The sequence below is a fragment of the Kineosphaera limosa NBRC 100340 genome, from assembly GCF_000298215.1.
GTDB lineage: Bacteria > Actinomycetota > Actinomycetes > Actinomycetales > Dermatophilaceae > Kineosphaera > Kineosphaera limosa.
The window spans coordinates 23,252-40,806 of record NZ_BAHD01000034.1 but is presented as its reverse complement, the minus strand read 5'-3'; the positions used below and the strand labels follow the sequence as shown (position 1 = coordinate 40,806).

11 protein-coding genes are annotated in these 17,555 nt (G+C 70.8%); 9 read left to right on the top strand and 2 right to left on the bottom strand.

From position 1 onward, the window contains the following. Positions 1-152: 152 nt before the first annotated feature. Positions 153-3,719 (top strand): DNA polymerase III subunit alpha, encoded by a 3,567-nt coding sequence (dnaE, locus tag KILIM_RS11285; RefSeq protein WP_246308563.1) that lies wholly within the window; start codon positions 153-155, stop codon positions 3,717-3,719. Here the strand turns inward: dnaE and KILIM_RS11280 are convergent. Further along, on the bottom strand, positions 3,716-5,254 hold the full coding sequence (locus KILIM_RS11280) for an SDR family oxidoreductase (RefSeq protein WP_006592816.1): 1,539 nt from the start codon (positions 5,252-5,254) through the stop codon (positions 3,716-3,718). The two genes, dnaE and KILIM_RS11280, sit on opposite strands and share 4 nt — an antisense overlap. 491 nt (positions 5,255-5,745) lie before the next feature. On the opposite strand from KILIM_RS11280, the gene KILIM_RS11275 reads away from it, so the two are divergent. The 8 genes from KILIM_RS11275 to KILIM_RS11240 all read left to right on the top strand — a co-directional run bounded on the left by KILIM_RS11275 (position 5,746) and on the right by KILIM_RS11240 (position 15,322). Beyond that, positions 5,746-8,061 (top strand): S9 family peptidase, encoded by a 2,316-nt coding sequence (locus tag KILIM_RS11275; protein ID WP_157551649.1) that lies wholly within the window; start codon positions 5,746-5,748, stop codon positions 8,059-8,061. 68 nt (positions 8,062-8,129) lie between these two features. Continuing rightward, positions 8,130-9,569, top strand: coding sequence for a histidinol dehydrogenase (gene hisD / locus KILIM_RS11270; protein ID WP_157551648.1), 1,440 nt, complete (start codon positions 8,130-8,132; stop codon positions 9,567-9,569). Then, positions 9,566-10,921, top strand: a complete 1,356-nt coding sequence (locus KILIM_RS11265) for a histidinol-phosphate transaminase (RefSeq protein ID WP_006592812.1) — start codon at positions 9,566-9,568, stop codon at positions 10,919-10,921. The genes hisD and KILIM_RS11265 overlap by 4 nt, the downstream gene beginning before the upstream one ends. Before the next feature lie 107 nt (positions 10,922-11,028). Beyond that, positions 11,029-11,610 carry an imidazoleglycerol-phosphate dehydratase HisB gene (gene hisB, locus KILIM_RS11260; RefSeq protein ID WP_040563078.1) on the top strand — a complete coding sequence of 194 codons (582 nt, stop codon included), beginning with the start codon at positions 11,029-11,031 and terminating at the stop codon, positions 11,608-11,610. Continuing rightward, positions 11,591-12,481, top strand: coding sequence for a hypothetical protein (locus tag KILIM_RS11255; RefSeq protein ID WP_006592810.1), 891 nt, complete (start codon positions 11,591-11,593; stop codon positions 12,479-12,481). The genes hisB and KILIM_RS11255 overlap by 20 nt, the downstream gene beginning before the upstream one ends. A 352-nt stretch (positions 12,482-12,833) precedes the next feature. Further along, positions 12,834-13,505: an imidazole glycerol phosphate synthase subunit HisH gene (hisH, locus tag KILIM_RS11250; RefSeq protein ID WP_083876104.1), complete on the top strand. Its 672-nt coding sequence runs from the start codon at positions 12,834-12,836 to the stop codon at positions 13,503-13,505. A gap of 90 nt (positions 13,506-13,595) precedes the next feature. Further along, a complete protein-coding gene (gene priA, locus KILIM_RS11245; RefSeq protein ID WP_006592808.1) occupies positions 13,596-14,387 on the top strand; it encodes a bifunctional 1-(5-phosphoribosyl)-5-((5-phosphoribosylamino)methylideneamino)imidazole-4-carboxamide isomerase/phosphoribosylanthranilate isomerase PriA in 792 nt (263 codons plus the stop codon). Continuing rightward, positions 14,384-15,322 carry an SseB family protein gene (locus tag KILIM_RS11240; protein WP_006592807.1) on the top strand — a complete coding sequence of 313 codons (939 nt, stop codon included), beginning with the start codon at positions 14,384-14,386 and terminating at the stop codon, positions 15,320-15,322. Before priA ends, KILIM_RS11240 begins: the two co-directional genes overlap by 4 nt. 103 nt (positions 15,323-15,425) lie before the next feature. On the opposite strand, the gene KILIM_RS22375 is transcribed toward KILIM_RS11240, so the two are convergent. Further along, positions 15,426-17,390, bottom strand: coding sequence for an HNH endonuclease signature motif containing protein (locus KILIM_RS22375; protein WP_006592806.1), 1,965 nt, complete (start codon positions 17,388-17,390; stop codon positions 15,426-15,428). Positions 17,391-17,555: the final 165 nt, after the last annotated feature.

Genomic DNA, 17,555 nt, shown 5'->3' with positions numbered 1-17,555 from the left:
TGCGTCAGGTGGTGCCGGCGACCTGAGCGAGGCTGTCGGTACTCGGTCGTAGGATGGCGCGGTCCCTCCCGTTCTCGAGCACTGTGAGGCGAGCTGCACCCGTGTCTGGCACCGACTCCTTCGTCCATCTGCACAACCACACCGAGTACTCGATGCTCGACGGTGCGGCGCGTATCGACGACCTGTGTGCCGAGGCCGCGCGGATGGGGATGCCGGCGGTGGCCACGACCGACCACGGCTTCATCTTCGGCGCGTACGAGTTCTGGCAGAAGGCCAAGAAGCACGGGGTCAAGCCGATCATCGGCATCGAGGGCTACCTGACGCCGGGCACCCATCGCACCGACAAGACTCGGGTCAAGTTCGGCGACGGCGGGCGCGACGACGTCTCCGGGTCAGGTGCCTACACCCACATGACGATGTGGGCACGCAACAACGACGGCATGGCCAATCTCTTCAAGCTGTGCTCGCTGGCCAGCCTCGAGGGCTACTACTTCAAGCCGCGCATGGATCGGGAGTTGCTGGCCCAGTACGGGCAGGGGCTCATCGCGACGACCGGCTGCCCGTCGGGCGAGGTGCAGACCCGACTGCGGCTCGGGCAATACGACCAGGCGCGGGCGGCGGCGGCCGACTTCCGCGACATCTTCGGTGCGGAGAATTTCTACTGCGAGCTGATGGATCACGGTCTGGAGATCGAGCGGCGGGTGCAGAAAGACCTGCTGCGCCTGGCCAAGGATCTGGGTTTGCCGCTGGTGGCGACGAACGACCTGCACTACACGAAGGCCGAGGATGCGAAGGCGCACGCGGCGCTGCTGTGCGTGCAGTCCGGCTCCACGCTCATGGATCCGGGCCGGTTCAAGTTCGACGCCGACGACTTCTACCTGAAGTCACCGGAACAGATGCGTCACCTGTGGCGAGAGCTGCCGCAGGCGTGCGACAACACGCTGGCCATTGCCGAGCGCTGCGAGGTGAGCTTCACCGAGGGTGAGGGCCGGTATATGCCGCGCTTTCCGTGCCCGCCGGGGGAAGACGAGCGCAGCTGGTTCGTCAAAGAGGTCAACAAGGGGCTGGCCGAGCGGTTCGAGGGGCAGGTGCCGGAGTATGCCCGCACCCAGGCCGATTTCGAGATCGAGGTCATCGTCTCCAAGGGGTACGCCGGCTACTTCCTGGTCGTCGCCGACTTCATCACGTGGGCCAAGGCTCAGGGCATCCGCGTGGGGCCCGGTCGTGGCTCGGGTGCGGGATCGATGTGCGCCTATGCCATGAAGATCACCGACCTCGACCCGATCCCGCACGGGCTGATCTTCGAGCGGTTCCTCAACCCCGAGCGGATGTCGATGCCCGACTTCGATGTCGACTTCGACGAGCGTCGCCGCGGCGAGGTCATCAAGTACGTCACCGAGAAGTACGGCAGCGAGCGGGTCGCGCAGATCGTCACCTACGGCACGATCAAGGCCAAGCAGGCACTCAAAGACGCCTCCCGGGTCATGGGTTTCCCATTCGCCATGGGCGAGAAGCTCACGAAGGCGATGCCGGCCGACGTCATGGGCAAGGGCATCCCGCTGTCGGGAGTGTTCGACCCCGAGCACAAGCGCTACGCCGAGGCCGCGGAGTTCCGGGCGCTGCACGACGAGGACCCGGCGGCCAAGGAGATCGTCGGTACGGCGTTGGGCCTGGAGGGGCTGAAGCGGCAGTGGGGCGTGCACGCGGCCGGCGTCATCATGAGCTCCGAACCGCTCATCGACGTCATCCCGATCATGAAGCGGGAGCAGGACGGGCAGATCATCACGCAGTTCGACTATCCGACGTGCGAGACGCTCGGGCTGGTCAAAATGGACTTCCTCGGCCTGCGCAACCTGACGATCCTCGACGACGCGATCGCCAACGTGGCGATGAACCGCGACGAGGTCATCGACCTCGACGCGCTCTCCAAGGACCTCAACGACCGCAGCACGTACGACCTGCTGACCCGCGGCGACACCCTTGGGGTGTTCCAGCTCGACGGCGGCGGCATGCGCACGCTGCTGCGCCTGATGCGCCCCGACAACTTCGAAGACATCTCCGCGGCCCTCGCGCTGTACCGGCCCGGCCCGATGGGCGTCGACGCGCACACCAACTTCGCGCTGCGCAAGAACGGCCGCCAGGAGATGATCCCGCTCGACCCGCGCTTGAAGGGCCAGCTCGAGCAGAAGATGATCGACGCCCTCGAGCCGATTCTCGGCACGACCTACGGTCTGGTGATCTACCAGGAGCAGGTCATGGAGATCGCGCAGAAGCTCGCCGGGTACACGCTCGGCAATGCAGACCTGCTGCGTCGCGCGATGGGCAAGAAGAAGCGCGAGGTGCTCGACGCGGAGTTCGTCAACTTCGAAAAGGGAATGCTGGATCAGGGTTTCGCCGCCGCCAGCGTCAAGGCGCTGTGGGACGTGCTCGTGCCGTTCTCCGACTACGCCTTCAACAAGGCGCACACGGCCGCTTACGGCTTGGTCTCCTACTGGACCGGTTACCTCAAGGCGAACTATCCGGCCGAATACATGGCGGCGCTGCTGACGAGTGTGCGCGACGACAAGGACAAGTCTGCCCTCTATCTCGGCGAGTGCCGGCGCATGGGCATCCACGTGCTGCCGCCGGACGTCAACGCCTCCATCGGTTACTTCGCGGCCGTCGGTGAAGACATCCGCTTCGGCCTGGAGGCCATCCGCAATGTCGGCGCCAATGTCGTCGAGGCGATCGTGCGCACCCGCGGGGAGAAGGGCGAGTACACCTCGTTCGAGGACTTCCTGCGGAAAGTGCCGGCGGTCGTGTGCAACAAGCGCACGATCGACTCCCTCATCAAGGGCGGGGCGTTCGACTCCCTGGGGCACCAGCGCTCGGGACTGGTGCGCATCCACGAGCAGTACGTCGATGCGCTCGTGGAGGAGAAGAAGAACGAGGCAGCGGGCCAGGACTCCCTGTTCGCGGCGTTCGCCGGCCTCGACGGCGACGACGAGTCCGACGGCGGCCAGGCGCTGCAGGCGCTGCCGCCGATCCCGGCCGGCGAGTGGGACAAGCAGGTGCTGTTGGCGTTCGAGCGCGAGATGCTCGGCCTCTACGTCTCGGACCACCCGTTGTTCGGCATCGAGCACATCCTGGCGGCGCACGCCGACACCTCGATCGGGCAGGTCACGGCCGTCGACCCCGACGCCGACAGCAACGGCCACAACGGGCACGGGGGGCACGGCGGGCGTGAGGGGCAGATGGTCACCATCGCCGGGCTCATCACCTCGCTGCAGCTCAAGCGCACCAAGAAGGGCGATCTGTGGGCGATCGTCACCGTCGAGGACCTGGGCGGCGCCATCGAATGCCTGTTCTTCCCCTCGACGTACCTGACCGTTTCGACGATGCTCTCGACCGACACCGTGGTCGTCGTCAAGGGCCGGGTGAACCGGCGCGATGACTCGGTCTCGCTGTACGCCCAGGAGCTGACGCTGCCGGAGATCACCGAGGGGCCCCGCGGCCCGGTCGTCGTGTCGATGCCGCTGGCACGGGCCACCAACGGCATGGCGTTGCGCATCAAGGATGTGCTGCACGAGCACCCGGGCGGCACCGAGGTGCACGTCAAGCTCACCCAGCCAGGCCGCAGCGTTGTCATGCGCCTCGACGATTCGCTGCGGGTCACCGCCTCGCCGGCGCTCTTCGGCGACCTCAAGGCGCTGCTGGGACCGGCCTGCCTAGCCGGTTAGGCCCCCAGGGCCTGGGCCGTGTGCTCCTCGGCGGTGTGTCGGCCGGCTCGAGGGCGGGGGCGGCGCAGCGGGCTCACTGCCGTGCGAGGGGCACCGGAAGAAGGGGTGCGTTGCCGTCCCTCCATGATGGCCACGAGGGCCGGTAGGTGCGCCTGGGTCAGGTAGCGCTGCCAGTCGATGGCGTTGACGTCGAACAGGTCGCGGGGGTTGCGTCGGTGGCCCAGCAGTTCGCGGGTGTGGGTGTCGTCGTAGGTCGTGGTCGCGCACGTGTACGGCTGGTAGAGGTCCACATAGCCGCGCAGGGTGTCCAGACCGCGCAGTCCGGCACGCACGCCGGCCCGGGCGTGGGCGAACCACCCGGCGGGAGCGAGCTCGAGCAGCGTGGCCGAGTTGCGCAGCGCCCGCTGCCGGCGGGCGGCCCAGCGGTCGAGGCGTTCGGGGTCGCTGAACTCCCATGGTTCGGGCTCGATGACCTGCCCGTCGCGATCGATCCAGGGATGGGCCGCGAAGTAGTCCTGCACCCAGACGCGCAGTTCGGCCAGAGTCAGCGGATTGGTCGTCCCGGAGCTGACCTGCAGATAGCGGGATTGCCCGGAGGCCGGCGGGTTGTCGAGGGCGGCGCCGGCGGCGTTGACGACGAAGTCGACGGGGATGATGTCGAGCACCGACTCGGGGCGCCCCGGAAAGCCGAGGAGTCGGCCTTGGGCGTAGGCCGCGATGAGCGGGTCGGCCACCTTGAAGCCGTCGATCCACCCCGGGTACGGGTAGCGCAGCGCGCTCTCGATGATCGTGGGTCGCAGGATCGTCAGGCGCCGCCCCTGGCCCGCCCACAGGTCCTCGGCGACTCGCTCCCCGAGCGCTTTCGTCAGCGTGTACACGTCGGTCCAGCCCAGCTCGCGGGCGCGCTCCTTGCCGGCGCGGCGCAGCATGGCCAGTTGCTCGCGGGGCTCGTGCCCGGCGCGCGCCAGCCGGCCGCGCAACTCCACGGCGCGGCTGGTCTCGGCGCGCCAGTCGACGTCGTGCTCCAGGCTGACCTCCGTCGCGACCTGCACCCGGCCGGTGGCGACGTACGACGTGGAGATGTGCACGACGTGGGCCCGGCGGGTGCGGCCACCGCTGCGGGCCAACGCCCGGTACAGGGCGTGCGGTCCGCCGACGTTCGTCGTGAAGGCCTTGTCGATGGGGTCGTCGAAGTTGACGCTGGAGGCGCTGTGCACGACCCCGTCGAGGTCGCCGGGAAGGTCCGGCACATCCCGCAGGTCGCCTTCGATGACGTGCACTCGGCTCCGCACCGCCTCCTGCATCGACTCGTCGCCGAGTCGAGCGCGCAGGGGTTGGAAGACGGGTTTGTCGAGTAACTCGTCCAGGCGTTGCTGGGCGGACTTGCGGTTGCGGGAGCGGATGAGCACGCTGACGCGGGCGTCGGTGCTCGACAGGAGTCGCTCGAGCATGGCCTGACCCACGAAACCGGTGACACCGGTCAGCAGGATGTGCCGGGTCGACGGTCCGGAAGTGTGCGTGGACTGAAGGATCACCAGGATGCCTGCTCTCTTCTCGTCAGGGGGGCGCGTGCTGGTTCTCGTCGCAGGGGAGTTGCGCGTGCTGGGAGCTGTGTAGTTCTAGGCCTTGCGGGTCGTGCGGTGGGCAGTGCTGTGGCGTCGTTGGCAGCGCGACCCCGCGGGCCGGCGGCCGGGACAGCCACCGTTCCGCAGCGCTCACCCCCGTGAGCCCCCAGGCGTCGATCGTCCAGGACGAACGTGCGCCCAACACCGTGCTGCTCATCGACCAGGACAACGCAACCCTGAGCGAAACTGCTTGGGAACCATAGAACTTCGTGAGAAATGTACGAGACTTCAGCGTGCTGTGCGGCGCCTGTGCGACCAGCGGGACAGTGATTGTTGACACGTCCTGCTGCCGGGCAGTCCGGTTGAGCCCGACGGGGACTGGCCTCCAGGTCCGCGCGGGCCGCCGACCCACGCCGTGTCGATAGCCGGTCGCGGGCAACGATCAGTGTCAAGGTGAGCCCATGACCACCCCCGCCAGCGCAGCCGATCAGTCGGCGTCTCCTGAGGTACCTCCTGCCGTGCCCCACCCCGACCCTCCGGTTACGCAGCGCCGCGAGCACACCCGCCGGCATCACGGCCGGCAGGTGCAGGACCCCTACGCCTGGCTGGGTGACCCGCACGACGAGGCGGTGCTCGACCACCTGCGAGCCGAGAACAGTTACGCGCGGGCCGTCACCGCGCACACGCAGGCGCTGAGCGAAACCCTCGTGCGCGAAATCCGGGCCCGCACCCAGGAGAGCGACCTGTCGGTGCCCGTGGGGCACCGCGGCTGGTGGTACTACCGGCGCACCGTCGAAGGCCTGCAGTACGGCATCGAGGCCCGGGTACCGATGAGCGCCGACGGCTCCCGTCCGCAACTGGTCCCAGGGCAGATCCCCGCGGGCGAGCAGCTGCTACTCGACGGCAACGCCGAAGCGGGCACCAGCGACTTCTTCGCCTACGGCGCGTTCGAGGTGAGCCCCGACTCGCGCCTCCTGGCCTACGCGGTCGACCTGCGCGGCGACGAGCGGTTCACGCTGCGGGTGCGCGACATCGACTCCGGGCAGGTCGTGGAGGAGGTGACGCAGATCGGCTACGGCGTCGTGTGGTCGCTGGACGGGCGGCACCTGTTCTACACCCGCCTCGACGACGCGTGGCGCCCGCACGAGGTGTGGCGGCACGAGTTGGGCACCCCCGCGGAGGCGGACGTGCGGGTGTTCGCCGAGCCCGACGAGCGCTTCTGGCTGGGCATCGGGGTCTCGCGCGACGACCGCTGGCTCGTGGTGCAGGCGGGCTCGCGCACGACGACGCAGGCGCGGCTGCTCGACCTGGCCGAGCCGACCGGGCCGCTGCGGGTCGTCGCCCCCCGCGTGCCGGGTCTGGAGTACGAGGTGGAGCCGGCAGCCAACGCGCTGCTGGTCGTGCACAACGCGCAGCGGCCCGACTTCGAGCTGGCCTGGATGCCGTGGCCGCCGCCGGAGGGCGAATCGCGCACGGAGTCTGCGAGCGAGTACGCGGAGGCTGCGAGCGAGCACGCGGAGGCTGCGAGCGAGTCAGCGGTGGAGTCGAGCCTCCCGTGGCGGCCCTGGCTGGCCGTCGGCGCCGACGAGCGAGTCGTGGGTGTCGAGGCATTCGCGGGTCAGGTCGTCGTCTCGCTGCGCTCGGCGGGCCTGCCGTCGCTGCGGATCGTCCCGTGGGATCCGGCGGCGCCACACTCTCCCGGCGAGCCCTTCGACCTTCCGGTCGAGCAGGCGCTGGCGTCGGTGAGCCTGAGCGACAACCCAGAGTGGGCGACGCGGGCGCTGCGGTACCGGCTCGAGTCGTTCGTCACCCCCGTGACCGTCGCGGAGTTCGACGTGACGACCCGCACCACGGAGGTGCTCAAGCGGGCCCCGGTGCTCGGCGGGTACGACCCGGGCGACTACCGAGAGGAGCGGCTCTGGGCGAGCGCCGCCGACGGCACCCGGGTGCCCGTCTCCGTCGTCTCCCGCGCGCAGATCCCACGCGACGGCAGCGCCCCCGGGCTGCTGTATGTCTATGGCGCCTACGAGACGTGCCTGGACCCCTGGTTCTCGATCCCCCGACTGAGCCTGCTCGACCGCGGTCTGGTCTTCGCGGTCGCGCATGTGCGCGGCGGCGGCGAGCTGGGCCGATCGTGGTATGAGGACGGCAAGTTGGCCGCCAAGACCAACACCTTCACCGACACGGTGGCCGCGGCCCATCTGCTCCTCGACGAGCAGGTGGTGGATCGCCGGCGGCTGGGGATCGAGGGCGGGTCGGCCGGTGGCCTGACGGTCGGGGCGGCCCTGAACCTGGAGCCAGGGCTGTTCCGCGTGGCCCTCGCCCAGGTGCCCTTCGTCGATGCTCTGACGACCATCCTGGACCCCGAGTTGCCGTTGACCGTCATCGAGTGGGACGAGTGGGGCGACCCGCTGCACGACGTAGCGGCCTACGACCGGATGGCCGGCTACAGCCCGTACGAGACGATCGTGGCGGGCGCGCAGTATCCGGCCATCCTGGCGACGACGAGCCTGCACGACACCCGCGTGGCCTACACCGAGCCGGCCAAGTGGGTCGCGCGGCTGCGGGAGCTGACACCGGCCGACCCCGCCCGGCCGATCCTGCTGCGCACGGAGATGACCGCCGGCCACGGCGGCCGATCCGGCCGCTACGACGCCTGGGAGCAGTACGCCTGGGAGAACGCCTTCCTCCTCGACCAACTCGACGCCACCCACCTGGTGCCCGGCGCGCGCGACCCGCTGGCGGGAGCGCGCGAGACCGGGCCCGGGGCCGACTGACCGGCGTGTCGGGTCCGCGCTCCGGTCGCCCGTTCGGCGTGTCAGACCCGATGCCTAGACTGAACGCCGTGATCAGCCGACTCGACTTGCGCGGCCACCGGCTTTCGCGCGCGGACCTGCGCGATTCGTTGCCGCGCGCCGAATTCGACATGGACGACGCCCTCGGGGTCGTGGCTCCGATCTGCGCGCAGGTCCGCGAGCGCGGAGCCGCGGCCATCGCGGAACTGTCGGAGCAGTTCGACGGCGTGCGGCCTGCGCATCTGCGGGTACCGGCGGCGGTGTTGGCGGCGGCCACCGATCAGCTCGACCCGATCGTGCGGGCGGCTCTCGTCGAGGCCATCGACCGCACCCGAACGGTGCACACCGCCCAGCTGCCGGCAGAGCACACGACGACCCTGGGGCCCGGTGCTCGCGTCACCCAGCGGTGGCTGCCGACCGCCCGCGTCGGCCTCTACGTGCCCGGTGGCCTGGCCGTCTACCCCAGCAGCGTCGTCATGAACGTCGTGCCCGCGCAGGTCGCCGGGGTGGGCTCGATCGCCGTGACCAGCCCGCCGCAGCGGGACAACACCGGGGTCTTCGCCGGCTACCCGCACCCGACGATCCTCGCGGCCTGCGCGCTGCTGGGCGTGCAGGAGGTGTACGCGGTCGGTGGAGCCCAAGCCATCGCGATGCTCGCGTACGGGGTGCGCGACGCCGACGTCGACTGCCCGCCGGTCAACATCATCACGGGCCCGGGCAATATCTTCGTCGCCTCGGCCAAGCGGCACCTGCGCGGCGTCGTCGGCATCGACGCCGAGGCCGGTCCCACCGAGATCGCGATCCTGGCCGACGAGACCGCCGACCCCGATCACGTGGCCGCCGACCTGGTCAGCCAGGCAGAGCACGACCCGCTGGCCGCCGCGGTGCTGGTCACCGACTCCGAGCCGCTGGCGCGAGCCGTCGAGGCCGCCCTGGCGCGGTGGGTCGGGGCGACCAAGCACGCCGAGCGCGTCACCACGGCCCTGGCCGGGCGGCAGTCCGCGGTCGTTCTCGTCGACGATCTGGACGCGGGGCTGGCGGTCGTGGATGCGTACGCGGCCGAGCACCTCGAAATCCACACCCGCGACGCCGCGCAGGTGGCTCGGCGCGTCACCAACGCCGGCGCGATCTTCGTCGGCACCTACTCACCGGTCAGCCTCGGCGACTACAGCGCCGGCTCCAACCACGTGCTGCCCACCGCCGGCACCGCCGCCCACTCCGGCGGGCTGTCGGTGCACGCCTTCCTGCGCGGCGTGCAGCTCATCGAGTACGACGAGCAGGCGCTGGGCCAGGTCGCCGACGGGGTCGTCGCGTTGGCCCGCGACGAAGACCTGCCCGCGCACGGCGACGCGATCCTGGCCCGCGTCGGCGGAGCCGCAGCCATGGCGGGAGTAGGTGGTGGCGCTGGAGCCAGCCGTGCGGCGGGATCGGTGGGCGCGGGATCGGTGGGCGCTGGCTCGGTGGGCGCTGGATCGGACGTGACTTCGTGACCGTCCCGGACGGCCGGGAGGCGGTCGACGCGGTGCTGTCGACGCTGCTGCGGCCCGACCTCATCGGGCGCACCGCCTACGGCGCCCCGCAACTCGACGTCCCCGTGGCGCTGAACACCAACGAGAACTCCTATCCGGTGCCGCCGCAGGTCGTGGAGTCGATCATGGCGGCGATGGCCGACGCGGCGCCGGGCCTCAACCGGTACCCCGACCGCGAGTTCACCGCGCTACGTGCGGATCTCGCGGCCTACCTGACCCGGGTCACCGGCACCGACCTCACCCCGGAGCAGATGTGGGCGGCCAACGGCTCCAACGAGGTGCTGCTGCACCTGCTGCAGGCGTTCGGCGGTCCCGGCCGGGTGGCGTTGGGGTTCACGCCCTCCTACTCCATGCACCCCATCATCACGCGCACCACGGGCACCCGCTGGATCGACGGCGCCCGGGGCGCCGGCCGCAGCACGGGATCGGGTGCGGGAGCCGCGGCAGCGCCGCAGGACTTCGACCTCGTCGTCGAGCCCGTGGTGCGACAGGTGCGTCAGCACAACCCGCACATCGTGTTTCTGTGTTCGCCGAACAATCCGACCGGCACCGCGATCGACCTCGACCTGGTGCGCGCGGTGTACGACGCGGTGCCCACCGCGCTGATCGTCGTCGACGAGGCCTACGCGGAGTTCGCCCGCCCGGGCACGGCGAGCGCCACGACGCTGCTGGCCGGGCGCCCCCGCCTGGTCGTCTCCCGCACGATGAGCAAGGCGTTCGCGCTCGCCGGCGGCCGCGTCGGCTACCTGGCCGCCGACCCGGCCGTCGTCGACGCGCTGCGGCTCGTGCGGATGCCCTACCACCTCTCGACCCAGACCCAGGCCGTCGCCCGCGCCGCCCTGGCGCACGCCGACGCGCTGCTGGGCACCGTCGATGCCATCAAAGAGCAACGCGACGCGATCGTCGCGCGGGTCGCCGAACTGGGCCTGGTGCCCGTGCCCAGCGACGCCAACTTCGTGCTCATCGGCGGGTTCGCCGACGCCCCCGCCAGCTGGCAGGCGCTGCTCGATCACGGCGTGCTGCTGCGCGACGTCGGCATCCCGGGGCACCTGCGCGTAACCGCCGGCACACCGGAAGAGACGCAGGCCATGCTGGGGGTTCTGGCCGACCACCTGGCTCAGCACCCCGAGGCACTGGCCCACGCGACCTCCGCTGCGGACGAGGCACGGGCCGGCGAACCTCGGGCCGGTGAGTCACACGCTGAGGGAATCTCGCTGGCTGACGAGGTGCCCACGGGCGACAACGATGGCGAACCGGACTCCGCTACGGCCTCCGAAACGGCTGACGACCCCGACCCGCAGGAGCACCAGTGAGCGAACACCCGCCCAGACCCGTGCCGACCTCGCCCGAGCCGACGGCGGCCCAGACGACCGCGCCCGAGCAGCCGGGCGGGCAGACGGGCGGGCACCGCACCGCCCACCTGCGCCGGGCCACCTCCGAGAGCAGCGTCGACCTGTGGCTCGATCTGGACGGCACGGGGGAGTCGCAGGTGTCCACCGGGGTCCGCTTCTACGACCACATGCTCGCGAGCCTGGCCAAACACAGCCTCATCGACCTGCGCGTGCAGGCCCAGGGTGACGTCGACGTCGACGGCCATCACACGGTCGAGGATGTGGCGATCGTCCTGGGTGACGCGCTGCTGCAGGCGCTGGGGGACAAACGCGGGATTCGTCGCTTCGGTGACGCGTGTGTGCCGCTCGACGAGGCGCTGTGCCAAGCGGTCGTCGACGTCTCCGGCCGCCCGTACGCGGTGCACGAGGGAGAGCCGGCCGGTCAGGAGTACGTGCTCATCGGCGGCACCTACGCCGGGTCCATGACGCGCCACGTCATCGAGACGCTCGCTCACCACGCGCAGATCGCGCTGCACGTGCGGGTGCTCTCCGGTCGGGACCCGCACCACATCGTCGAGGCCCAGTTCAAGGCGATCGCCCGCGCGTTGCGCGCCGCCATCGAGCCCGACCCGCGGGTCACCGGGGTGCCCAGTGCCAAGGGCAGCCTCTAAAGCGCTGGCCGCGCGACGCGGTCGGCGGGCGATCTCCTCGGGGCGCGGCATCCTGCTCTCGCGGTGCCGTCCCGAGACGGCGGTCGCGTGGTCGCGCCGCGGGCTGAGTGCGGTCATCGTCGCGCCGCTGGAGGGATGGAGCGTCGTCATGCCCAGCGGTCCCGCGCGGGCCCGCTATCCCTACGACGACGCAGTCGCCAGCATGGCCGGCCGACCCGCCGGCGTGTGGATGCGCCCGACCCTGGGCTTCTTCCAGCTCGGGCGGCAGGCCACCGTCACCGTGCATCCCGCGGCGTGGCGGTCGGTGCCTCGGTGGGCGATCTGGACCCCCCGCGACGGGCTCGTGCCACCCGTGGGGCTGCCCGGGGCGCGCCCGGCCGACCTGCTGACCGCCGCCGGCCTGCTCGGCGCCGACTCCGCCCAGGACTCCGCGCGGGACTCCGCGCGGGACTCCGCGAAGGACGCAATTCGTGACTCTGCGCGGGATTCCAGCGCAGCATCCGTGGCAAGCGCAGACTCCGCGTCGGTAAGCGCAGACTCCGCGGCGGCATCGGCGGTGGATTCCGCGGTGGACTCGGCGCTGGACTCCGCGCTGGACTCCGGGGCCGGCACCGCGTTGCCTGAACGGGAAGCGGCGCAGCGCTCGCAGCGCCTGCGCGACCGGCTGCGCGACGGCCGCGGCGACGCGATCACGCTGCTGCGCGACGTGCTCGACCTGCTCGACTTGCCCGGTGCCCCGCTGCTGAGCGGCGACCTCGACATCACCGACCTGCCCGGCGCGCGCCTCGTCGAGCCCGCCGCCCGGCACGCCCGGGCGTTCGACCGCCTCGTCTCCGAAGAGGCGAGGTACCGCATCGAGATGGAGGCCTGACATGCTGCCCCCGATCGACCCCAAGATGATCGGCCGCCACTCCGACGCCCGGCCCAAGGTCCACGGCCAGCGGCAACAGGAGGAGACCGAGGCTCCGACGCCGGAGTCTGGTCCAGAGGGTTCGGAGTCGGAGTCCGAGTCGGAGGGCGGCGACACGGACGACGGGTCGGCCGACCCGGACCTAGTCGACGAACCGGCTGACGAACCAACCGACGAACCAACCGACGAACCGGCGGGCGAACCAACCGACGAACCGGCTGACACATCGGCTGACGAAGCGTCCGGTGACCCGCCAGCGGCATCGGGCAGTGTGGGAGCGGCCACCGACGGCGAGCCGCCTGACGGCGATCTCGTGACGGCCTCCGCTGCCGGCTCTCACCGCCGATCACCGCGGGTGGTGGTGCTGGACTACGGCAGCGGCAACGTGCGCTCCGCGGTGCGAATGCTGCAGCGCCTCGGTGCGGCCGTGGAGCTGACCGCTGACCCTGTTGCGGCGCTGGGCGCCGATGGTCTGCTGGTGCCCGGGGTCGGCAACTTTCACGCCTGCGCCGCCGGGCTGCGCGCCGTCGACGGGCCGAGGCTCATCGACGTGCGACTGGCCGGGGGGCGACCCGTCTTCGGGATCTGCGTCGGCATGCAGGTGCTGTTCGACGCCTCCGCGGAACCCAGCGTCGGGGCGCCACAACCGGGCCTCGCGCAGTGGCCGGGCACCGTGACCCGGCTCCCCGCGCAGGTCGTGCCACACATGGGCTGGAACACCGTCTCGGCGCCGGCCCACTCCGCGCTGTTCGCCGGGGCGGGCCACGAGCGTTTCTACTTCGTGCACTCCTACGCCGCGCAGGAGTGGACGCTGCACCCCGAGGGTGCGTTCGCCCGAGTGGCACCGCTCGTCACGTGGTCGGAGCACGGTGCCCCGTTCGTGGCGGCCGTCGAGAACGGCCCGCTGTGGGCCACCCAGTTTCACCCCGAGAAGTCCGGTGATGCCGGAGCCGCGCTACTGGGCAACTGGCTCCAGACCTTGTGAGAACGCGACTGGCCGACGATTGGCCGACGACTCGGCGCCCGAAAGCCGGACGAATGGCCGAGCTAGTAGCCCACCGATGAGAGAGGCACGATGAACACCCCTAAGCCCCAGACCGACGAGACCGGCCCCGCCACGCCCACCTCACTCTCCGGGGCGCCGCTGCTGGAGCTGTTGCCGGCGGTCGATGTCGTCGATGGCCGCGCGGTGCAGTTGCAGCAGGGCGTGGCGGGTTCCGGCTGGGACTTCGGAGACCCCCTGCAGGCGGCGTTGGCGTGGCAGGAGGCCGGGGCGCAGTGGCTGCACCTGGTCGACCTCGACGCGGCGTTCGGTCGCGGCAGCAACCACGAACTGCTGGCCTCGATCGTCGGGACGCTGGATCTGCAGGTGGAGCTGTCGGGGGGGATCCGCGACAGCGACACGCTGGAGCGGGCCCTCTCGACGGGTTGTCGTCGGGTCAACATCGGGACGGCGGCGTTGGAGAATCCGGAGTGGACGGCCAACGTCATCGCGGAGCACGGCGACCGCGTCGCCATCGGCCTCGATGTGCGTGGCACGACGCTGGCCGCCCGCGGCTGGACCCGCGAGGGCGGTGACCTGTGGGAGACACTGGCTCGCCTGGACGAGGAGGGTTGCGCCCGCTACGTGGTGACCGATGTGGCCAAGGACGGCATGCTCGCCGGCCCGAACCTGGGTCTGCTGCAAGAGGTGTGTGCCCGCACGGACCGCCCGGTCGTGGCCTCAGGGGGAGTCTCGACGCTCGAGGATGTCGCCGCCTTGCGCGCCCTGGTGCCGCAGGGTGTGGAGGGGGCGATCATCGGATCCGCCCTCTACAAGGGTGCGTTCACCCTCACGCAGGCCCTCGACGTGGCCGGGCGGCCATGATGGGCGACCCCCACGGCCACGGCCACGGCCACGGCCACCACCCCGAGGGCGAACCGGCCGGCCGGCTCGGGGGCGCGGTGGGCGAACCCGCCGCCGGACCCTTCGCGGGCCATCAACGCTTGCACGGGCACGATGCCGCGGAGGGGGCGGACACGGCGGGGACGCCGTGGCAGGGCCGCGAGGTGACTGGCTCCCCGTTCGCGGGGGACCAGGGCGAGCCGGACGCGGCGGTGCGCGCTGCCCTGTCGACGCTGGCGGCGGCGGAGGTGACCGAGGGCGGCAAGGCTGATCTGCAGGCGATCGCGCGCGCGGAGGCGGAGTTGATGGCGGCGCTGGCCTCAGCCCGGCTGTTTGTGGCGATCGAGGCGGTGGCCTCGGACGTCGAGGAGTCGACGCCTGGGGGTCTGCGCCGCGAGGTGCAGTCGGACATGGCGATGCCGGTGCTCACGGCGCCGGACGGTCGTCGGGCGATGCCGCTGTTCACGGGCCTGGACTCGCTGGCGCAGTGGCGCCCGCAGGGCCGTCCGGTGCCGGTGCGGGCGGGGGATGCGGCGAGGGCCGCGGTCGAGGACGCGTGTGACGCGGTGCTCTTGGACTTGGGCACGGGCCCGCAGGGCGCCCCGGCGCAGGTGCTGCGGTTGAGTCAGATCTGGGCGCTGGCCCAGGGGCACCCCTGGCGCCCGGCGCACGAGGACGAGGTCGTCCGCGTGGCCCTGTCCCGAGCGATCGCGGGTCGTCCGGACATCGTTGCGGCCGACCTGGCCGACGGCTCGGTGCACGCACCCGGCGTCACGCGGGTGGTCCTCACTTTGCGTGAGGGACTGCCGCAGGAGGCGGTCCGCGAGTTGGCCGGCATCGTGGGCGAGTCGCTGGCCGCCGACCCCGAGGTCCGCATCCGGGTCGACGACCTCGCCATGGTCCTGCGCAGCGCTTGACCGGCCGGAGCGTTGACCGTCGGAGGCCTCTCGCACAGAACAGTGTGCATTGGAGACGGTCAGGGTGCGTGAAGCAGGGCGAGGAGCAGCAGCTTCGGGTTGTTCAGAACGGCGGGTTTTCGGCGAGCACCTTGTTGACCCTGTCCAGCTGGGCGTGAAGGGAGTCGGACTGCTCCCGTAGGGAGTCGATCTGCTCTCGCAGGCCTCGGTTCTCCCGGGCGAGTTCGAGCTGCGCATCGAGTTGCCGGCCGGCGTGATACTCGGCCAAGGGGTCGTCGTGCGGGTCGATGTGCGGGTCGATGTGCCTGGCGTCGCGGCTCGAGGAGCACTCGGTCGACTGCGGTGCCCCTTGCGCCGAGTCTGGCGTCTTTGCGCCCGAGGCCTCACTGCTCCTTCCCAGGCTCCCATCACCGCCCTCACCGTCACTGCCGCCGCCCTCACCGTCACCGCCGCCGTCACCACCGCCACCCCCGTCACCCCCGTCACCGGCGTGACCGGCGTGACTGTTGTTGTGGGCGTCGTGGACGCCGAACTCGCGATAGTCCATGGGGTAGGTGCTGGTGATGGTGCCGTCCGTCAGACGCCAGGTGACGACGCCGGCATCGTCCATCTGGGCGGACCAGTGGCGGCGACTCTTGGCTGGATGGTGCCCGGTGCACAGGTCTTGGAGGTTGTTGCCCTTCGTCGGCCCGTCGTCGCGGCGTTCTTGGACGTGGTCGAGTTGGGCGTGCGCGGCGGGTCGGATGCAGCCTGGCGCCCGGCAGCGCCCGTCCCGGGCCCGCACGACCCGCGCCATCTCTGCGGTCGGCCGGTAGGAGTCCACGGTGGCGTTCACCGCGTACCCGGTGACCGGGTCGACCACGATCCGCCGCCACGCACTCCCGCGGGCGTGGGCCAGCTCTCGGATGGTCTGCGCGGCGGCCCAGGTGCTTTCCAGCATCCCGGGAGCCTGGTTGGCGCCCAGTAGCGACGCGGCCGAGATGGCGACGTTGACGACCGCGGGTGGCCAGCCGCCCTCGCCGGGGTGATCGATGCTCGTGGCGGCCTCCTGCTCGGGCTGGCCGAAGATCAGCAGATCGAGCGCGGCGTCCGCGCGCAACTGCTCCAAGGTTCGCTGATCCCCGGCCGCCTTCACGCTGCGGGCCACCGCATCCAGCCGCGCCATCGCCGCCGTCACCCGGGTCTCGGGGCCGTGGAGCTCCAGTCCGGCCTGCCCATCGTCCATCCCGAACAACTTCACCCGCCGCCGATCCTGCGCGGCCTGCTTCTGCTTGACCGGCCCCGCATGCTCCAACGCGGCCTTGCGCACTCGGGACCGGAACAACGGCTGCGACACCGGAATCCCACGCCGCGCCCGGTATCCCTGCGCGTGCTCCACGACCGAGTCGATCAGCGCCGCCCGCTGGTGCGCGGTGATGTCCAGCTCCTCGGACTCCCGCAGCAGCGTCGAGGCCTGGAACGTATTCAAATCGCCCGCAGCGACCGCTGGCTTCAGCTTCTGGGCCAACTCCGGCGGTGCGGTCCCCAGCCGGGCCCGATCCAGCCAGGCGCCCCGGAACCCGCCACACACCGCCGTCATGGTGTCGACCACCGAGGTCCGCGCCCCCGCCCGCAATCCCGCGACGGCCGACGCGCTCGGCTCGTCCTCGGTCGAGTTCTCGACCTGCCAGCGGCGCACATCGATCTGCGTCTGCTGCTCGACCATCCACCCCAACAGTCGCGCGCGCCGCACCTCGACCCGCGCCACCAGCGACTCCCAGTGCTGCAACTCCGAGGATGCCGCAGCCAGCGAGAAGTCATCGGGAATCCCCTCCGGGATGTCGATCGCGTCATCACCGGATGCCGCAAGCTCACCGGATGCCCCAGGCGCACCGATGGCCTGCGGATCGGGCCACACGCCGTGCGCCAGGAAGTGCTCGTACATCTGCGGCGTGACCGGGATGGATACAGCGTGCTCGCAATTGCCCGACTCGTCGACGACGACACAGTCGCAGAAGTCGCTGACGGTGGGCGGCAGCATTGTCTCGTCGAAGGAGCCCCCGATGTTCTCCCATTCCCACCCAGACATGACACCCCCAAAGCACGGCACGGAAGACGGCGACGTCACCCGTCTAGGTGGCGCTAAGTCTGTCTCTAGACTACAGGTGAGAAGTCAGAATGGGAACATGTGTCCGCACCTTGAGAAGCTGACCAGTTGGTGCATGAATACCCATATCTCCGAAGCGAATTCGCG

What these genes read in the sequence shown, in the direction of transcription:
- KILIM_RS11240 (WP_006592807.1), top strand. Translation starts at nt 14,384, where the DNA reads ATGATGGGCGACCCCCACGGCCACGGCCACGGCCACGGCCACCACCCC.
- KILIM_RS11275 (WP_157551649.1), top strand. Translation starts at nt 5,746, where the DNA reads ATGACCACCCCCGCCAGCGCAGCCGATCAGTCGGCGTCTCCTGAGGTA.
- KILIM_RS22375 (WP_006592806.1), bottom strand. Translation starts at nt 17,390, where the DNA reads ATGTCTGGGTGGGAATGGGAGAACATCGGGGGCTCCTTCGACGAGACA.
- priA (WP_006592808.1), top strand. Translation starts at nt 13,596, where the DNA reads ATGAACACCCCTAAGCCCCAGACCGACGAGACCGGCCCCGCCACGCCC.
- dnaE (WP_246308563.1), top strand. Translation starts at nt 153, where the DNA reads ATGCTCGACGGTGCGGCGCGTATCGACGACCTGTGTGCCGAGGCCGCG.